Source organism: Coriobacteriia bacterium (assembly GCA_034370385.1).
Lineage (GTDB): Bacteria > Actinomycetota > Coriobacteriia > Anaerosomatales > PHET01 > JAXMKZ01.
The window spans coordinates 1-16,299 of sequence record JAXMKZ010000015.1 but is presented as its reverse complement, the minus strand read 5'-3'; the positions used below and the strand labels follow the sequence as shown (position 1 = coordinate 16,299).

Annotated in this window: 13 protein-coding genes and 1 pseudogene; 1 reads left to right on the top strand and 13 read right to left on the bottom strand. The window is 67.6% G+C overall.

The features are described 5' to 3' along the window. Nucleotides 1-367: 367 nt before the first annotated feature. The 9 genes from U1E26_04150 to lepA form a co-directional block, all read right to left on the bottom strand. On the bottom strand, nt 368-1,348 hold the full coding sequence (locus U1E26_04150) for an integron integrase (protein MDZ4168833.1): 981 nt from the start codon (nt 1,346-1,348) through the stop codon (nt 368-370). A gap of 73 nt (nt 1,349-1,421) precedes the next feature. Beyond that, a complete protein-coding gene (mtaB, locus tag U1E26_04145) occupies nt 1,422-2,696 on the bottom strand; it encodes a tRNA (N(6)-L-threonylcarbamoyladenosine(37)-C(2))-methylthiotransferase MtaB (GenBank protein MDZ4168832.1) in 1,275 nt (424 codons plus the stop codon). Beyond that, nucleotides 2,693-3,454, bottom strand: a complete 762-nt coding sequence (locus U1E26_04140; protein MDZ4168831.1) for a 16S rRNA (uracil(1498)-N(3))-methyltransferase — start codon at nt 3,452-3,454, stop codon at nt 2,693-2,695. Before U1E26_04140 ends, mtaB begins: the two co-directional genes overlap by 4 nt. 2 nt (nt 3,455-3,456) lie before the next feature. Beyond that, on the bottom strand, nt 3,457-4,611 hold the full coding sequence (gene dnaJ / locus U1E26_04135; GenBank protein MDZ4168830.1) for a molecular chaperone DnaJ: 1,155 nt from the start codon (nt 4,609-4,611) through the stop codon (nt 3,457-3,459). Next, the gene (locus U1E26_04130; protein ID MDZ4168829.1) at nt 4,611-5,021 is read right to left on the bottom strand and encodes a cyclic nucleotide-binding domain-containing protein; all 411 of its coding nucleotides are present in this window, start codon (nt 5,019-5,021) and stop codon (nt 4,611-4,613) included. Before U1E26_04130 ends, dnaJ begins: the two co-directional genes overlap by 1 nt. Then, a complete protein-coding gene (gene hrcA / locus U1E26_04125) occupies nt 5,021-6,043 on the bottom strand; it encodes a heat-inducible transcriptional repressor HrcA (protein MDZ4168828.1) in 1,023 nt (340 codons plus the stop codon). The genes U1E26_04130 and hrcA overlap by 1 nt, the downstream gene beginning before the upstream one ends. 91 nt (nt 6,044-6,134) lie before the next feature. Further along, nucleotides 6,135-7,379 carry a radical SAM family heme chaperone HemW gene (gene hemW / locus U1E26_04120; protein ID MDZ4168827.1) on the bottom strand — a complete coding sequence of 415 codons (1,245 nt, stop codon included), beginning with the start codon at nt 7,377-7,379 and terminating at the stop codon, nt 6,135-6,137. 3 nt (nt 7,380-7,382) lie between these two features. Next, nucleotides 7,383-8,450, bottom strand: a complete 1,068-nt coding sequence (dusB, locus tag U1E26_04115) for a tRNA dihydrouridine synthase DusB (protein MDZ4168826.1) — start codon at nt 8,448-8,450, stop codon at nt 7,383-7,385. Nucleotides 8,451-8,453: 3 nt separating this feature from the next. Next, complete coding sequence (gene lepA / locus U1E26_04110) at nt 8,454-10,259, bottom strand: translation elongation factor 4 (protein MDZ4168825.1); 1,806 nt, start codon at nt 10,257-10,259, stop codon at nt 8,454-8,456. Nucleotides 10,260-10,446: 187 nt separating this feature from the next. Between lepA and rpsT the strand changes: the two genes are divergently transcribed. Further along, the gene (rpsT, locus tag U1E26_04105; protein ID MDZ4168824.1) at nt 10,447-10,710 is read left to right on the top strand and encodes a 30S ribosomal protein S20; all 264 of its coding nucleotides are present in this window, start codon (nt 10,447-10,449) and stop codon (nt 10,708-10,710) included. Here the strand turns inward: rpsT and holA are convergent. The 4 genes and pseudogenes from holA to U1E26_04085 form a co-directional block, all read right to left on the bottom strand. Next, complete coding sequence (holA, locus tag U1E26_04100) at nt 10,707-11,654, bottom strand: DNA polymerase III subunit delta (GenBank protein ID MDZ4168823.1); 948 nt, start codon at nt 11,652-11,654, stop codon at nt 10,707-10,709. The genes rpsT and holA overlap by 4 nt on opposite strands. Nucleotides 11,655-11,799: 145 nt before the next feature. Continuing rightward, nucleotides 11,800-13,428: pseudogene (locus tag U1E26_04095) on the bottom strand (DNA internalization-related competence protein ComEC/Rec2). A 604-nt stretch (nt 13,429-14,032) separates the two neighbouring features. Further along, nucleotides 14,033-14,797, bottom strand: coding sequence for a ComEA family DNA-binding protein (locus U1E26_04090; protein MDZ4168822.1), 765 nt, complete (start codon nt 14,795-14,797; stop codon nt 14,033-14,035). 68 nt (nt 14,798-14,865) lie between these two features. Further along, on the bottom strand, nt 14,866-16,299 hold a 1,434-nt coding region (locus tag U1E26_04085), incomplete at its 5' end, for a class I tRNA ligase family protein (protein MDZ4168821.1).

Genomic DNA, 16,299 nt, shown 5'->3' with positions numbered 1-16,299 from the left:
TCAGTCGCGGCGGAGCCGGCGGACGGTCGCAACCCGGGTCAAAGCAGCGTCGCGGCCGAGCGGATGCGGTGCGAGGAGTCGCATCGCGCGCACGAGCGGATGGATGTCGCGCGCCGGTCGAACGCGATCGCAGGTCAAGACCAATAGACGAGCCGCGAAGAAGCCGCATACTGCTTCCTTGCTCGGCTTGCAGCCCCGCTCGCGCTAACACTGATTCTACGAACGACCTTCTACCGAGATTCTAGCATCGCGCTGACTGCGTATGCCCACGACGACCTTCGACACAACGCTCGCCCGCCCTTCAGCCGTCGCGGCACTTACATGCTTATGCGGTCTGCATAACACCCCGCTCTCCGAACCCGGTCCCTCATCCGCGTGGCAACCCGTCGAGCGGGCTTCGGACGCCGAGCCCTCCCTTGTTGAGAACGTGCGTATATACCATCGTGGTACTCACGTCCTTGTGGCCCAGCAGCTCTTGGATCGTCCGGATGTCATAGCCGTCCTCCAGCAGGTGCGTCGCGAACGAGTGCCGCAGCGTGTGGGTGGTCGCGTGCTTCGGAATGCCCGACCGCCGCACTGCATCGCGCACCGCACGCTGCACGAGCGACTCGTGCACATGGTGTCGTCCCTCGCAACCTGTCGCCGGGTCGCGCCACCGCCGCTGCTGGGGGAACACGTACTGCCAGCGCCACTCTCCGGCCGCATTCGGGTACTTGCGACAGAGCGCATCAGGCAGCCCCACTCGCCCCCAACCGGCCGCGCGATCCTCGCGATGCAGCGCCTCAACGCCCATGAGATGCATCCGCAGCGCAGCTTTGGAATCGCCGGGAAGCACAGTCACTCGGTCCTTCGCGCCCTTACCGTTGCGCACGCAGATCTCAGAACGTTCGAAGTCGATGTCGAGCACGCGCACCCCCAGGCACTCGTTCAACCGCATCCCCGTGCCGTAGATGAGGGCTGCGATCAGGTGATAGTCGCGATCGATTTCGGCCAGCACGCGTGCAACCTCGTGGCGCGTCAAGACGACCGGAAGCCGGACCGGGCGCCGTGCGCGCACGACGTCACCTAGATCACCCAGATCGAGCCCGAACACGTGCCGGTAGAGGAACAGCAGCGCCGACAGCGCCTGTGTCTGGGTGGATGCACTGACGTGCGCTTCAACGGCCAAGTGAGTCAGGAAGGCGTTGATCTCCTCGACACCCATATCACCGGGATGGCGCATGCGATTGAACCGCACGAACCGGCGCACCCAGTGGCAGTACGCATCGACCGTCCTCGGACTGTAGTGCCGGCTGCGCATGGCGTCGCGCATGACGTCGAGCAATCTGGGTTGTGCCACGGCGGACATCCTTCGGCGTGGTGGGCGACCCACGGTGGCACGCCGACCTTACCCGAACCCAAACGACCTCTTCTTCGCACCCCTAGCTTGCGTCGTCCTCCGTGGTGAGGTGCTCCTCGCCCAGCACGACTTCGATGAGGTCGCCAGGCGAAGCGCAGTCCGCAGGCACCCGCACCCGCAGGTAGTCTCGCGTCGTCCCCTCGGCCACATCGCCTTCGACGCGCTCCACGAGTATCTCGGCCCGATCGCCTGCCCGCGAAGCCTCGTGCGCGTCTCGCAACCGCGCATCGAGCCCCCGCAGCGCCTCGGCTCGCGCGGCCTTCACCGGCGCCGGAACCTGATCGTTCCTCTCTGCCGCTGGAGTCCCCGCCCGAGGCGAGTAGCGGAACACGTGAAGCCGCGCGAACCCGATCTCCTCACACAGCCGCAGCGTCTCCTCGGCATCCGCATCGGTCTCGCCCGGCAGCCCCGAGATCACGTCGGTCGTGACGGCCAGCCCCGGCACCCACGCACGCGCCGCCGCGACGCGCTTGGCGTACTCCGCGGCCGTGTAGCGCCGGCCCATGGCGCTCAGCACAGAATCGGACCCACTTTGAAGCGGCAGATGCAGGTGGGGACAGACCACGTCGGCGTGAGCCGCCATCACCGCCAGCAGCTCGGTGGTGACATCCGGCGGCTCGAGGCTCGACAGGCGCAATCGGGCGATACCGGTGCTCACCAGACGACTCATCAACCCGGGCAGGTCGGTCGCCCCGTCGCGGTAGCGGCCGATGTTGATGCCGGTCAGCACCACCTCGCGAACACCCGCATCCGCGAGCGCGGTCACCTCGGCCACCACGACGTCCGCCGCCACCGATCGCGGCACGCCGCGCGCGTGGGGAACGATGCAGTAGCCGCAGAAGTTGTCACAACCGTCCTGGACCTTGACCATCGCACGGGTGCGGAAGCCCTCGCCCGCGCGCACATGCCGCGTGCCTGATTCGGGGGCTCCGGACACCACGGCCCCGCCCCCAAGCGCCTCGGCCACCCGCGCCGCCACGCGCTCCTTGTCCGCCTCTACCACCACGCGCTCGCCGAGCGCCAGCAGTGCCTCGCGATCGAGTGCCGCGAGGCATCCGGTCACGACCACCACGGGCTCTCCCGCTGCGCCTAGCGCGCGCCGCACCGCTTTGCGCGCCTTCGCGTCGGCCTCGCCGGTCACCGTGCACGTGTTCACGACCACGACCGCGGCTTGGTCCTCGCCGACCACTTCGCAGCCCTGCCCCAGCAGCTCGGCTGCGATCGACTCGCTCTCGACCCGGTTCACCTTGCAGCCGAGCGTGCGAAACGCCACGGCCAGCCGACGCACCTCGCTCACGCGCGCTCCAACTCGTGGATGGCGAGCGCCACCGCGACCACCGCGGCCGTCTCGGTGCGCAGAATCGGCTCGCCGAGCGTCGCGACGGTCGCCCCAGCCTCGCGCAGCACAGCGACCTCGTCGGGCGACAGCCCGCCCTCGGGGCCCACGACGAGAGCGACGTGCGCGTCAGTCCGGCCTCGCAGCGGCGCAAGCGCCTCAGCCAGCGATGTAGCGTGCTCGTCCTCCCACAACACCACCACCGCGTCAGCGCCGGCGAGCTGTTCGCGGGCCTCTCGCCAGTCAGCGGGGTGGGCTACCTGCGGCACGCGCGTGCGGTGCGCCTGCTCCGCGGCTGACTTGGCGATGCGCTGCCAGCGCTCACCTCGCTCGGCGCGCTTGCGCTCGTCCAGTCGCACGATCGAACGCTCGGTGAGAACCGGCAGCACGGCATCGGCACCCACCTCGACGGCCTGGCGCACGATCGCATCCATCTTCTCGCCCTTCGCCACGCCCTGCACGAGCGTGACCTGTGGACGCCGGCGCGCAACAGGCGTGGTGTAGGTGAGCAGCGTCGCGACAAGTGCATCCCGGTCCGCAGCCTCAACGCGCGCGCACCAGACGCCGCCGTCGGGTTCGACGCCTTCGATCTTTTCGCCAACACGCAGGCGCAAGACCGACACCGCGTGGTGGCAGTCCTCAGAGTCGAGCGGCAGCCGAACGCGGGCTCCCTCGCCCGCCGCCAGCGCCTCAGTCAGGAAGAATCGGTGCAGCGACACGGCTAGCCCCTCAGCCAGTCCTTGAGCTTCTCAAGCGGAACACGGTCCTCGTGGCGTGTCTCGTCGCCGAACTCGGTGGCAAGCTCGCGCAGCAACTCCTTCTGGCGCTTCGAAAGCTTCTTGGGCACCTCGACCGCCAGGTGGACGATGAGGTCGCCCCTTCCCCCTGAGTTGAGGCGGGGCATGCCTCGGCCCTTCACGCGGACCGCGTCGTCGTGCTGGCTCCCTGCGGGTACGTGTACCTCGTTCTCCTCAAGAATCCCGCCCACACTCAGATCCGCGCCCAGGGCCGCCTGGGTCATGGACACGCGGTAGCGGCGGTGCAGATCGTCGCCCTCGCGGTGCAGGTACTCGTGCTCCTTGAGGCGCACGCTGACGATCAGGTCTCCCGCAGCCGCACCGCGAATGCCTGCCTCGCCCAACCCGCGCAGCCGTATCTGCTGTCCGTCGCGAATACCGGCCGGAATCGACACGTTCACGTGCTGACGATCCGGAACCCGTCCCGAACCTTGGCACTCCTCGCACGGCTTCTCCACGACACGTCCGCTGGCGCCGCACCGCTCGCACGGCGCGGAGGTCTGCATCGTGCCAAGGAACGTCTGGCGCATGGTCGTGCGCTGACCGGTGCCGTTGCAGTCCGGACAGGTCACGATCGAGGCGGCCGCCTCGGAGCCCTTCCCGTTGCACACATCACACGTGGCGAGCCGATCGAGAACGATCTCCTTCTCCGCGCCGGTCGCTGCCTCTTCAAGCGTGATGACGAGGTTCATCGCCATGTCGCGGCCTTCCGGCCGCGCACCGCGGCCCGCGCCGGCCACTCCACCGAAGAAGGCGCTGAATATGTCGCCCATGCCGAAGCCGCCACCGCCGCCACCGAACAGGTCGTTCAGGTCGACGTACTGGTAGCCCCCGCCAGCGCCGCCACCGCCGCCGCGCCCGACCGAGCCGAAGCGGTCGTACTGCTCCTTCTTGGTGGGGTCGGACAAGACATCGTAGGCCTCGTTGACCTCTTTGAAGCGCTCCTCGGCGTCCGGCGCACTGTTCACGTCGGGATGGAACTCGCGCGCCTTGCGGCGAAACGCCTTCTTGATCTCATCTGCCGAGGCGCCCTTCTCGACGCCCAGGGTCTGGTAGTAGTCACGGGTGCCAGCGGGCACTACACATCGTCTCCTTGCACGTGGTCGGGATTCGCATCAGTCGGGACGGCCGGATCACCCTCAGCGGGCCACGCGGTGGCGCGGCGCACGCGCTCACTCAGTTTGGCGCAGATCGTCCAGATGATCGGGTCGTCAAGATACGCCTGAAAGGTCGGGGTGTCGATGGCCTCGAGGTGGGTCTCGCCGCACGCCACGGCGCTCGCCGATCGCACGCCGGGCGAGAACAGAGCCATCTCGCCGAAGAAGCCGCCCGGCTCCACGCGCTCGAGCACGGTGCGTGCGCCATCGCGCTCGCGCACGATCTCCACGGCTCCGCTGCGCACCACGTACATGTCCGCGGCGGCGTCACCTTCCTCGAACACGGTGTCTCCGTCGGCAAACACCCCCAAGATGCCGGTCAACTCGGCCATCATTCTCCCCCCATAGCTTGCGACAGTTCGCGCGCAACCGCGTGAACCGCCCCCATTGCCCGCCCGTAGTCCATGCGAGTCGGCCCTACCACGCCGACGACTCCCTCTGAGGAGCCCGTCGAGTACGACGTGGCCACGATGCTCACGTTGCCAAGCTCCACACGGCGGTTCTCGTGTCCGATGCGCACCGTCATCTCCCGGGTGGCGAGCGCCTCTGACAGCGCTTCGAGCACCGCGATGCCGTCCTCAAGGAACTCGATGAGTGGCCCCGCGCGATCGGCGTCATGGAACTCGGGCTGGGCGAGCAGCGCAGGCACCCCCACGTGGAAGAATCGGTCGCGATCCGCCTCGTTGAGCGCGTCAAGTATCTCGTCGAGCACGCGCCCCATCAGCGGAACGCTCGCATCGGCTCCCGCACGGTCGGCGTCGACCAGGGCAGCGCGAAGGGGACGGATCTCACACGCGCGCTTGCCTACGACCGCCGCGTTGAGCGCGCGCTCCATGTCGGCGAGCAGCTCGGGCGCGGCCTCGTCCGCGAGCTCGATGGAGCGGTTCACGACCTGTCCCGACTCTGTGATCAACACGAACAGCGCGCGCCGCGGTGCAAGCGACAGAAGGTCGAGCCGCTTGACGCGCGCCACCGTCACACTCGGTGCGATCGAGACGGCCAGACAGTCGGTGAGTCGAGTCAGCGCCACGGCGGTCGTGCGCATCAGGTCATCCACCTCGGCGGCGTGACCGATGGTGGAGGTGGCGGGAGTGTCAAACCGTCCCGCGCGGCGCTCGATGAGGTCGTCGACGAAGCTGCGATAGCCGATGTCGGTGGGCATGCGGCCGGCCGACACGTGCGGCTGCACGACGTAGCCGGTCTCCTCGAGGATCGACAGCTCAGAGCGAACCGTGGCCGGACTGCACGCCAGCTCGTAGCGGTCGACAAGCGTCTTGCTACCGACCGGGGTCGCACTCGATACGTACTCCTCGACGAGCGCCCGGAGGACGCGTCGTCTGCGATCGTTGAGCATCAGGCGTCCTCACTCCTTTCGTGCGAGCACGTGCTGCGATTGGCACTCGATTATAGCGAGTGCCAACCCGTGCGCGAAGAGCGACGGGAGACTACTCGCCGGACCACACTCGGCCAAAGACCTCGTTACCCAGCAGCCACCCGCGCTCCGTGGTCCGCCATCGCCCGCCGACGTGCTCGACAAGACCTGCATCCGCGAGCTCAGCCAGCCCTGTCTGCGCCCCGGCACGCGTCGCGAGCTCGTCGGTGATGCCCGCAGACAGGCGTAGCCCGAGCATCGCATCCTCGCGCACAGCGTCGGAGGCGTCGAGCGCCTCGATCGCCACCGGCGGGCAGTCCCACAAGCACGACAGGAAGCCGGAGGTCGTGTCGTGCCAGGTGAACCGGACGCGCCAGTCGTCAGGCCAGCTGTAGACGACTCGAGCCGACAGCGGGGTCTTCTTGGCGGTGTGCACCGGCAGCATGCTCGCCGCTCCGGGGCCGACGCCCAGGTAGGCGCCGCCGGTCCAGTACCGGATGTTGTGGCGACATTCCTGACCCGGGCGCGCATAGCTTGCAACCTCATAGCGCTCGAATCCGGCGGCGCGCAGCGCGGTGGCTGCCACAGCCAGGTGGTCCGCCGCAGTATCCGCGTCGGGCTCGGGCACTTCCCCGCGCGCGATGCTAGCCGCCAGCGGCGTATCGTCCTCGACGCTCAGCGGGTAGACGCTCACATGACCCGCTCCGGTGGCGATAGCACGCTGCACCGATTCGGCCCACGAAGCGGCCACCTGCCCGGGAACCCCGCACATCAGGTCGACAGAGAAGGGCAGCCCGGCGGCCCGAAGCGCCGACGCAGCCGCTTCAGCCGCAGCCGCATCGTGCCTGCGTCCAAGCCACGCCAGCACCTGATCGTCGAAGCTTTGCACCCCGAGCGACACGCGGGTCACCCCGGCTGACGCCAGTTCTGCGGCCAGTGCGGGGGTGAGCGAATCCGGATTGGCCTCCACGGTCACTTCCGTGTCGGCGCTTAACCCAGGTAGCGCGCGCAGGGCCGTCACGAGCCCGGCGAGCCGTGAGCCCAGGAGCGTCGGAGTCCCTCCCCCGATGTAGACGCTCGGCACCGCGTGAAGCACGCCCGCGTCCACGAACTCCTCGAGGTAGGCCAGAAGCGCCGCTACGTAGGCATCGCCGTAGTCCGCCCCGCTCGGCAGTGCATCGGCGACATAGTGGACGGTCTCGGCGGGTACGCGCGCACAGGGATCGTCAGCGGCAGAGGTGAAGTCGCAATAGGCGCACTTGGAGACGCAGAAGGGCACATGGAGGTAGAGCGATACGCCGTGCGGCTGCTCCCCCATGGTTCACAACCCTTCGAGGTAGGCGCGATACTCCGTGAGCAGTCTGTCGAGTTCCGCGTGGCTGCGACACGCGTTCACCTTCTCGCGCACGTGGCTTGCCCCGGGCATGCCGTGGATGTACCACGCGACGTGCTTGCGCATCCGCACCACCGCCCGCTCGCCCGAGAACTCGACGAGGGCCGCCGCGTGCTCGCGCGCCATCTCGATGCGCTCGTACCAGGTGGGAGGGGGAAGCGTCTCGCCGTGGTCGATAAGCGCCCGCGCCTCGCGAAAGATCCAGGGGTTGCCTTGGGCACCGCGTGCGGCCATCACCGCGTCGCATCCGGTCTCGTCGAGCATCGCCTTGGCAGCCGCGGCAGTCAGCACGTCTCCCGAACCGATCACCGGCACCGTGAGTGCCGCCTTGACACGCGCGATGACATCCCAGTCGGCCTCTCCGTGGTAGAACTGGGCACGTGTACGCCCGTGAACCGCAACCGCGGCAACGCCCGCGTCCTCCATCGCCAGCGCGAACTCGACGGCGGTGTCGTCCTCAGGGCCGAAACCCTTCCGGAACTTCACCGTGACGGGCACGTCAACCGCGGCCACCACGGCAGCCACGACTTCCGCGGCACGCTCCGGCGTCCGCATGAGCCCTGCGCCCTCGCCCTTGTTGGCGACTTTGGCCACCGGACAGCCCATGTTGATGTCGACGAGCGCCACGGTGTCCGGATAGCGCGCGAGGATCGCTGCTGCCTGCTCGGCCATCATCGTCGGGTCCGCACCGAACAGCTGCACACCGTAGGGAACCTCGGCCGGGTGATACGACAAGAGCTTGCGGGCGGTCGGCGAATCGGGGCTGTGGTGCAGACCGGTGGCGCTGACCATCTCGGTGTAGGTCAGGCCCGCACCGAAGCGCTTGCAGATGCCTCGAAAGGGAGCTTCCGTCACGCCCGCCATCGGCGCAAGCAGCACGTTCTTCGCCGCGAGCAGCTCGCGCACGCGCGCAACCCGCGGGTCGGCGCCGGCATCAGCGGCGCATGCAGTGCATCCGCTGGATGCCGGCGCGCCGATGCCGCCGAAGGTCGGCATCGGCTACTCGTCGACCTTCAGGATCGCCATGAAGGCCTCCTGCGGCACCTCGACGCTCCCGATGTTCTTCATGCGCTTCTTGCCCTTCTTCTGCTTCTCAAGCAGCTTGCGCTTGCGGGTGATGTCACCGCCGTAGCACTTCGCGAGAACGTCCTTGCGCTTGGCGCGCACCGTCTCCCGGGCAAGGATGCGGCCACCGATCGCCGCCTGGATGGGCACCTCGAACATCTGGCGCGGGATAATTCCCCGCAGTTTCTCGGTGAGGATCTTGCCCCGGTCGTACGCCTTGTCGCGGTGCACGATGAACGACAGGGCGTCCACCGGCTTGCCGGCCAGGAGGATGTCGAGCTTGACGAGGTGTCCGGGGCGATAGCCCAAGAACTCGTAGTCGAGCGATGCGTAACCCTTGGTGCGGCTCTTGAGCTGGTCGAAGAAGTCCATGATCAGTTCGGAGAGCGGCATCTCGTAGTGCATCTCGACCGTGGTCGCCGAGAGATACTGCATGTTCATGAAGGTGGCGCGCCGGTTCTGGGTGAGCTCCATGACGGACCCGACATAATCCGGCGGGACGAGGACCGTGGCGGTGAGGTACGGCTCCTCCATGCGTTCGAGCTTCGCCGGGTCGGGCATGTCCTGCGGTGAGTGCAGCGTGAGCATCTCCCCGCTCGTGAGGTAGGCGTGGTACTCCACCGATGGTGCGGTGGCGAGCAGGTCGAGGTCGAACTCGCGCTCGAGGCGCTCCTTGACGACCTCCATGTGCAAAAGCCCCAGAAAGCCGACGCGGAACCCGAAACCGAGCGCGTGACTGCTCTCCGGCTCGTAGACCAGCGCGGGGTCGTTCAACGTGAGCTTGTCGAGCGCATCGCGCAGTTCGGGGTACTGATCTCCGTCGATGGGAAACAGGCCGGTGTAGACCATCGGCTTGACTTCGCGGTACCCCGGCAGCTGCTCGGTGGCGCCGTGCTTGGCCAGCGTCACGGTATCGCCCACCTTGACCAGCGACGGATCTTTGAGCCCGGTGATCAGGTAGCCGACTTCGCCCACGGTCAGCTCGTCTACCGGCAGGTTGGCCGGGCGGCGCACGCCCACCTCTTCGACATCGGTGACGGTGTCGGTGGCCATCATGCGGACCTTCAGGCCCTTCTTCACCGCGCCGTCGATGATGCGGATGAGTGCGACGACCCCGCGGTACTCGTCGAAGTAAGAGTCGAAGATCAGCGCCTTGAGCGGCGCGTCGGAGTCGCCTACGGGCGGCGGCACGCGCCGAATGACCGACTCGAGCGCCTCAAGCACGCCCACGCCCGACTTACCCGACGTGAGCACCGCCTCGTCGGCCGGAATCGCAAGGCCCTCTTCGATCTCGTGGCGCACGCGCTCCGGATCGGCGGCGGGTAGATCGATCTTGTTGATGAGCGGGATGATCTCAAGGCCCGCGTTCATCGCCATCAGAGCATTGGCGACCGTCTGCGCCTCAACGCCCTGGGCCGCATCGACCACGAGCAGCACGCCTTCGCACGCCTCGAGCGAACGCGAGACCTCGTAGGTGAAGTCCACGTGACCCGGGGTGTCGATGAGGTTGAGCTGGTAGGTGGTGCCATCGTCGGCGTCGTACATGACGCGCACGGCCTGCGCCTTGATGGTGATACCCCGCTCGCGCTCGATGTCCATAGAGTCGAGGACCTGCTCGACCATATCGCGCTCTTCGACCGTGTGAGTCAGCTCGAGAATGCGATCCGCGAGCGTCGACTTACCGTGGTCGATATGGGCGATGATCGAGAAGTTGCGAATGTGGCTGGGGTCTGTGGTCATAGCGGCATAGTGTATCAGGGTGCGAGGGGCACGTGCGAGTCAGTGGAGGCGCCAAACCGCGTTCGTGACCATGGTGCGAGGCGAACGCCCCCCGATTGGCGACGCTCGGAGCCGTGTGCTAGACTATCGCGGTTCGTCGACACCCCACTGTCACGGGCACCATCGTAATCGTCTGGAGGACAAGCACGTGGCGAATATCAAGAGCCAGAAGAAGCGCATCCTTACCAATGAGAAGGCCCGCCTTCGCAACAAGGCCGTCAAGTCCGGCCTCAAGACCGCGGTCAAGAAGGTCCACACCGCCATCGAGGCCGGCGACGCAGCCGCGGCTCAGGCTGCCGCACTCGAAGCCTCGAAGCTTCTCGACCAGGCCGCCAGCAAGGGCGTCATCCACGCCAAGCAGGCCGCCAACCGTAAGTCGGGTCTCATGAAGGCCGCTAACGCCGTCGGCTAAGACCCGCACACCCTCATGATCCAGCGTTCGAGAACGAGCCGGGCATCCCGGCCCGTTTTCATTTCCGTCTCACTTTGGGCCGCCGCGCGCAGCAGATTGACCAGCTCCCCGGGGCGAAACGCGCGCGCCTGACGCGGCAGACGCTTGATCTGCCAGTCCGGACGGCCCATCTCACGGGCCACGTCGTAGATGTTCGTTACGCCGCGTTCGGAAAGCGACTGCGCAGCGATCAGGTCTCTGACACTGCGGACCGCCATCGCGTGGAGCGCATGCTCAGACGCGGTGCCGTCTCCCATCAGGCGGTCGGCCAACCGCAAGGCGCCGCCGCAGTCACGCTCCACGAGCGCTTCGGCGAAGTCGAACACCGTGCGGTGTCCGGTCGTGGCGACGATCTTCTCCACATCCGCACGCGAGATCTGGCGCACATCCTTGCCGACGAACGCGACGGCCTTGTCGACTTCGACGACGATCTGCTGCAGGTCTCGGCCGACCGTATCGACAAAGAGCTCGGCTGCGTCGAGCGAGATCTCCTTGCCCCGATCGGCGAACATCCCACGTACCGTCGCCGGGAAGTCGCTGCGCTTAGGGGCTTTGCGCTCGACCACGCCACCCAGCGCGTCGATCGCCTTGTAGAGCCTCGTGTTCTTGGCAAGCTTCTCACCACTCACCGCCAGCACCGTCATCGGGGCGGGGTCCTTCGCGTACTCAGCCAGCGCATCAAGACCGGCCTTGGGCATCTTCTCGACGTTGCGGACCACCACAAGGCGGCGCTCGCTCATGAACGGCAGCGTATTGCTCGCGCCGATGACCTCGTCGATATCGGCACTCTCGCCATCGAACGCGTTCATGTTGTAGTCGAGGTCCGCGACGTCGCCCACGCGCTTCTTCAGGCGCGTGACGGCCTGCTCGACGAGCAGCTTCTGCTCGCTGACTATCAGGTACACGGGCTTGAGATCCTCGGTTGAGGCGCTCACGGACCACCGCCTTCGGTGCGCTCGGCAACCGTGCCAGTGTCGCACACGATCCGCGCACCTCGCCACGCACCGACGTCTCTTCGGTCAGCTCGAACACGAGGTCTCCATCCCGATCGGTGCGCCTGACCTCACTGCCTGCGGCCTCGAGCACTCCCAACGTGTCGTCACGCGGATGCCCGAACCGGTTGCCCGCGCCCACGCTGATGGCGGCCGTTTCGGGGGTCAGCACAGCCATCGAGGGCTCAGACACGGCCCCTTCGCTCCCGTGATGACCCACCTTCAGCACGTCGACATCGGGAAGCTCGCCGGTACCGGCCAGCCGATCGAGCACATCGCCTTCCGCATCGCCGGTCAGGAGAACGGATGTCTGGCCCTTCTCGACCAAGAGCACGACGCTCGCCTCGTTCTCGGCCGCGTCCCTGACGGGAGCGCGTGGCCACAGTACGGTCAGGGTCACCGAACCCACCGTCAGGCGATCGTTGGCAGCAAGTCCGACGGCTCGCACGTCGGTCATCGCTTCTGCCTCATCGAACTGCGCCTCTCCCCCGGCCGGGACGTAGAGCGCTCCTGCCTTGTGGAGTCCTGCCAGCGTCGCCACGCCTCCGGTGTGGTCGTCGTGCGCGTGCGTCAGCACCACGAAGTCCAGCTGGCGCACTCCGTGCCTCCTCAACGCCGAGGCGAGCGCCGCGGCGTTCGGGCCTGTATCGACAAGCGCCGCCGCAGGACCGTCCCTCACGAGGATCGCGTCGCCCTGGCCGACGTCGAGCACGACCACTTCGGCGCCCCCTCGTGCCGGCGGCCCGAATCCGACTGCAGCGCTCAGCAGCATCGCAGCCGCCAGCCCGAGCCTGGCCACGTCGCGGCGCGGCGCCGGCCACACCGCCCACACGATGACGGCGGCGGTCACGGTGGTCCAGACGATGAGCGGCGCAGCCTCCTCAACGGGCACCGCAGCCGCAGGGACACGAGCGAGACGTGATGCGACCGCCACGGTCATCGCCGCCAGTGAGCCGGTGATCCCCAGAAGGAACTCACCTACCCGAGCCTCGAGAGACCGGACCACCAGCCCGACGAGCCCCGTCACGAGCATCACCGACACCAAAGGCCCGGCGATGAGGTTAGCCACCGGTGCGATGAGCGAAAGCGAACCGAAGATGGGGACCGCGACGGGCATCGTGGCAAGCTGTGCGACGACGGTGAGAGACAGCGGTTCTGCCAGCGCACGCAGGGGTCCGGGCAACGCAGCTTCGAACCACCGAGAAGCCAACCCTGAGAAGAGCGTCAGTCCCCCCACGGCAGCAACGGACAGCATGAACCCCAGGTCGAAGGCGACCGGAGGGAACATGATGAGGGCCGCACACGCAGCAGCACTGAGCGCCGCAACCCGGTCGGCACGCCGGCCCAGCGAGGTCACAAGGATCGCCACGCCGGTCATCGCCAGGGCACGGACGGCCGATGCCTGCATACCGGTCGCCACCACGTAGGCGCCCATCACCGAAAGCACCGCCACGGACCGGACGCGCAGCCCGACCCCCGAAGCGGTCAGGGCCCAGACTATGAGAGAAGCGACCACCACGAGATGACTACCGCTCACCGCGACCAGGTGCGACAGCCCCGTGGTACGGAAATCCGTCTCGGCAGGTGTCCCCGCAAGGCGACGCCTGTCACCCAGGACGACGCCGGCAACGAGCGCCCCCGCCTCACCGGGAAGCTTGTCGACCGTTTGCACGGCACGCGCACGCACGCGCCCGATCGCTCCGAAGACCCCGGAAGGCCAACCCGCCGACCTGATCGTGCGCACCCGCACCGTGCCGGCGCAGCCACGCCGGTGAAGCCGGCGTCCGCGCTCATCTGCGCGTGGTGGCGAGATGCTGCCGGACAGCCTCACCACCTCACGTGCTTCCGGAGCCTTTCCTTCGTCGAACAGCGCCTGCACGCGGCACTCACGCCCCGTCGTGTCGGCGATGACCCCGTCGACCCGGCTGCCGAACCGCCCCGGTGACGCGTCCGACGCCGCCCAGAAGCTCACGTCGCCGCGTAGGGACGCCACTGCGTCAGCTTCGGCACGCCATGCACTCCAGTACGCCCCGCCGACCACGGTTCCCGCCACCAAGCCCGCTCCGACGAGGACCGCAAGGGCGTGACGGGAAACGACCGCAACGGCCAGAATCGTCGCCGAAACGGCCACTACGGCAGCGTGAAGCCATGCCGTCCCGCCCCCGTACACATGCCACGAGACAGACTCAGAAGCAGCACTTCCGGACCACAGCCCGAAGACAACCCAGGCCAACGGAGGCACCGCAGGCCGAAGGATCGGTGACGCTGTCGGGCCCCCCACCGTGGACGGCTCAGCGCACACACGCAAGCCCGGCGAGCTGTTCGCACTTCTTCTCTCCGATGCCCGAGACGCGCGACAGATCCTCCACGCTGGCGAAAGGCCCGTTCGCCTCACGGTCCGCCACGATCTTGGCTGCGGTGGCCGGCCCGATTCCGGGCAGCGTATCCAGCGCCGCAGCGTCGGCGGAGTTCAGATCGACGGGCGCGCCCGCTGGCGAACCCGCCGCGCCGCTCGCACCCGCTCCGCCGCCCGCGGCGGCTGGCGGAGGCGCGACCGAGATCGGATCATCTTCGCTCGGGACGACGACCTGCTCGCCATCCACTACGAGCCGAGCGAGGTTCACGGCGGCCGGCACCGCGTCAGGCAGCATCCCGCCCGACGCATCCACCGCATCAGCGACGCGCGATCCCGACGGCAGCTCGTAGACCCCGGGATGCCTCACCGCTCCGGCTACGTGCACCACCACCCCGGCAGGTGGCGCGGACGCCACCGCCGGCGCGCTGGCCTCGGCTTGAACGCGTGTTCCCGGCGAGACCGCGGCAGTCTCGCGCGGGGGCGCGTCTGAAGCGCTGACCGGCTGAGGCCAGAAGCGCCAGACCCCCCACACGCACGCGATGGCGCACAGGAGCGCTGCGGCCACCAGTACGGGCGGTGCCACGCCCGAGATACCGGCACGGCGCGAGATTCCCTCCAACTTGGACTCGATGAGCTGCCACACGACAAGCGACGCCCCCTCCCGATGCAACGGAGGGGGCGTCGCGTTGTACTCGGCCACGGGCCGCCTTCACTCGGCCCGCACATGACACCCTAGCGGTCGAATCTTCCCGAAATCGAACCCGGAGCTTACCCGGCGACGACCACGCTCACGAGCTTGCCGGGAACGACGACGACCTTCTTGACGTCTTTGCCTTCGACCCATGCTGCGACCTCGGCAAGCGCCGCCGCCTGCACGACATCGGTGGCAGCGTCGGCCGCGACCACCACGCGCCCGCGCACCTTGCCGTTGACCTGCACGGCCAGCTCGATCTCGTCGGCCGCGGCTGCCGCCGCGTCGAAGACCGGCCAGGGCGCAGCATGCACTGAGCCATCGCGCCCAAGCACCGCACTCCACAGCTCCTCGGCCATGTGCGGGGTGAACGGCGCGAGCATCGATACCAGCCTCTCGCTGACGGCAAGCTGCAGCGCAGCGTCGCGCTCGGGCTCAGCCACCGCCTTGCGATAGTCGTAGGAGGCGTTCGTGAGCTCCATCATCGCGGCTATCGCGGTGTTGAACTGGAATCGCTCGATGTCGGTGGTGACCTTGCCGGTAACCCGGTGCATCTCGCGGAACAGCGCCTTGCCAGCGGCCTCCTCGGGAGCCTCAGTCGCGACGCTCGCGCCAACCCCGGCCTCATCAGCCGCATCGGCTACAAAGCGCCACACGCGTGCGAGCCAGCGGTACATGCCGTCGACGCCCTCGTAGCTCCACTCGAGGTCCTTGTCCGGCGGCGCCATGAACAGGATGTAGGCGCGCAGCGTGTCCGCTCCGTACTGGGCAATCATCTCCTCCGGAGCGACGACGTTGCCCTTCGACTTCGACATCGTCTCGCCGTCCATCTTCACCATTCCCTGCGTGAGCAGGTTGGTGAACGGCTCGGCGAACGTGACAAGCCCCATGTCGCGAAAGACCTTCGTGAAGAACCGCGAGTACAGCAGGTGCAGGATTGCGTGTTCGATGCCGCCGATGTACTGGTCGACCGGCATCCAATACGCCGCCTTCTCCTTCTCCCAGATTGCCGAGGAGTTCCTCGCGTCGCAGTACCGCAGGTAATACCAGCTGGAGCAGGTGAACGTGTCCATCGTGTCGGTCTCACGCCTCGCGGGTCCGCCGCAGCGCGGACACGTCGTCTCGTAGAACTCGGGATGATCCGCAAGCGTCTCGCCCTTGGTGACGTCAACGTTGTTCGGCAGCACGACCGGCAGGTCGCTCTCAGGGACGGGCACGAGGCCGCACGCCGGGCAGTGGACCGCAGGAATCGGATTGCCCCAGTAGCGCTGGCGACTGATGAGCCAGTCACGCAGTCGGAAGTTGATCGACTCGCGCCCCAGACCCCGGTCGGCGAGCCAGGCCGTGACGGCCTTCATCCCCTCGCTCGCTTTGCCGCCGGGCATGCCGGTGAACTCGCCGGACTGCACCATCACGCCATAGCCGTCGAACGCGGCGTCCCAAGGCACTTCGATTCGCACGCGCTCACGCGTGTCGAACAGCTCCGACAGCAGCGGGTCGCCCTCGGCCAC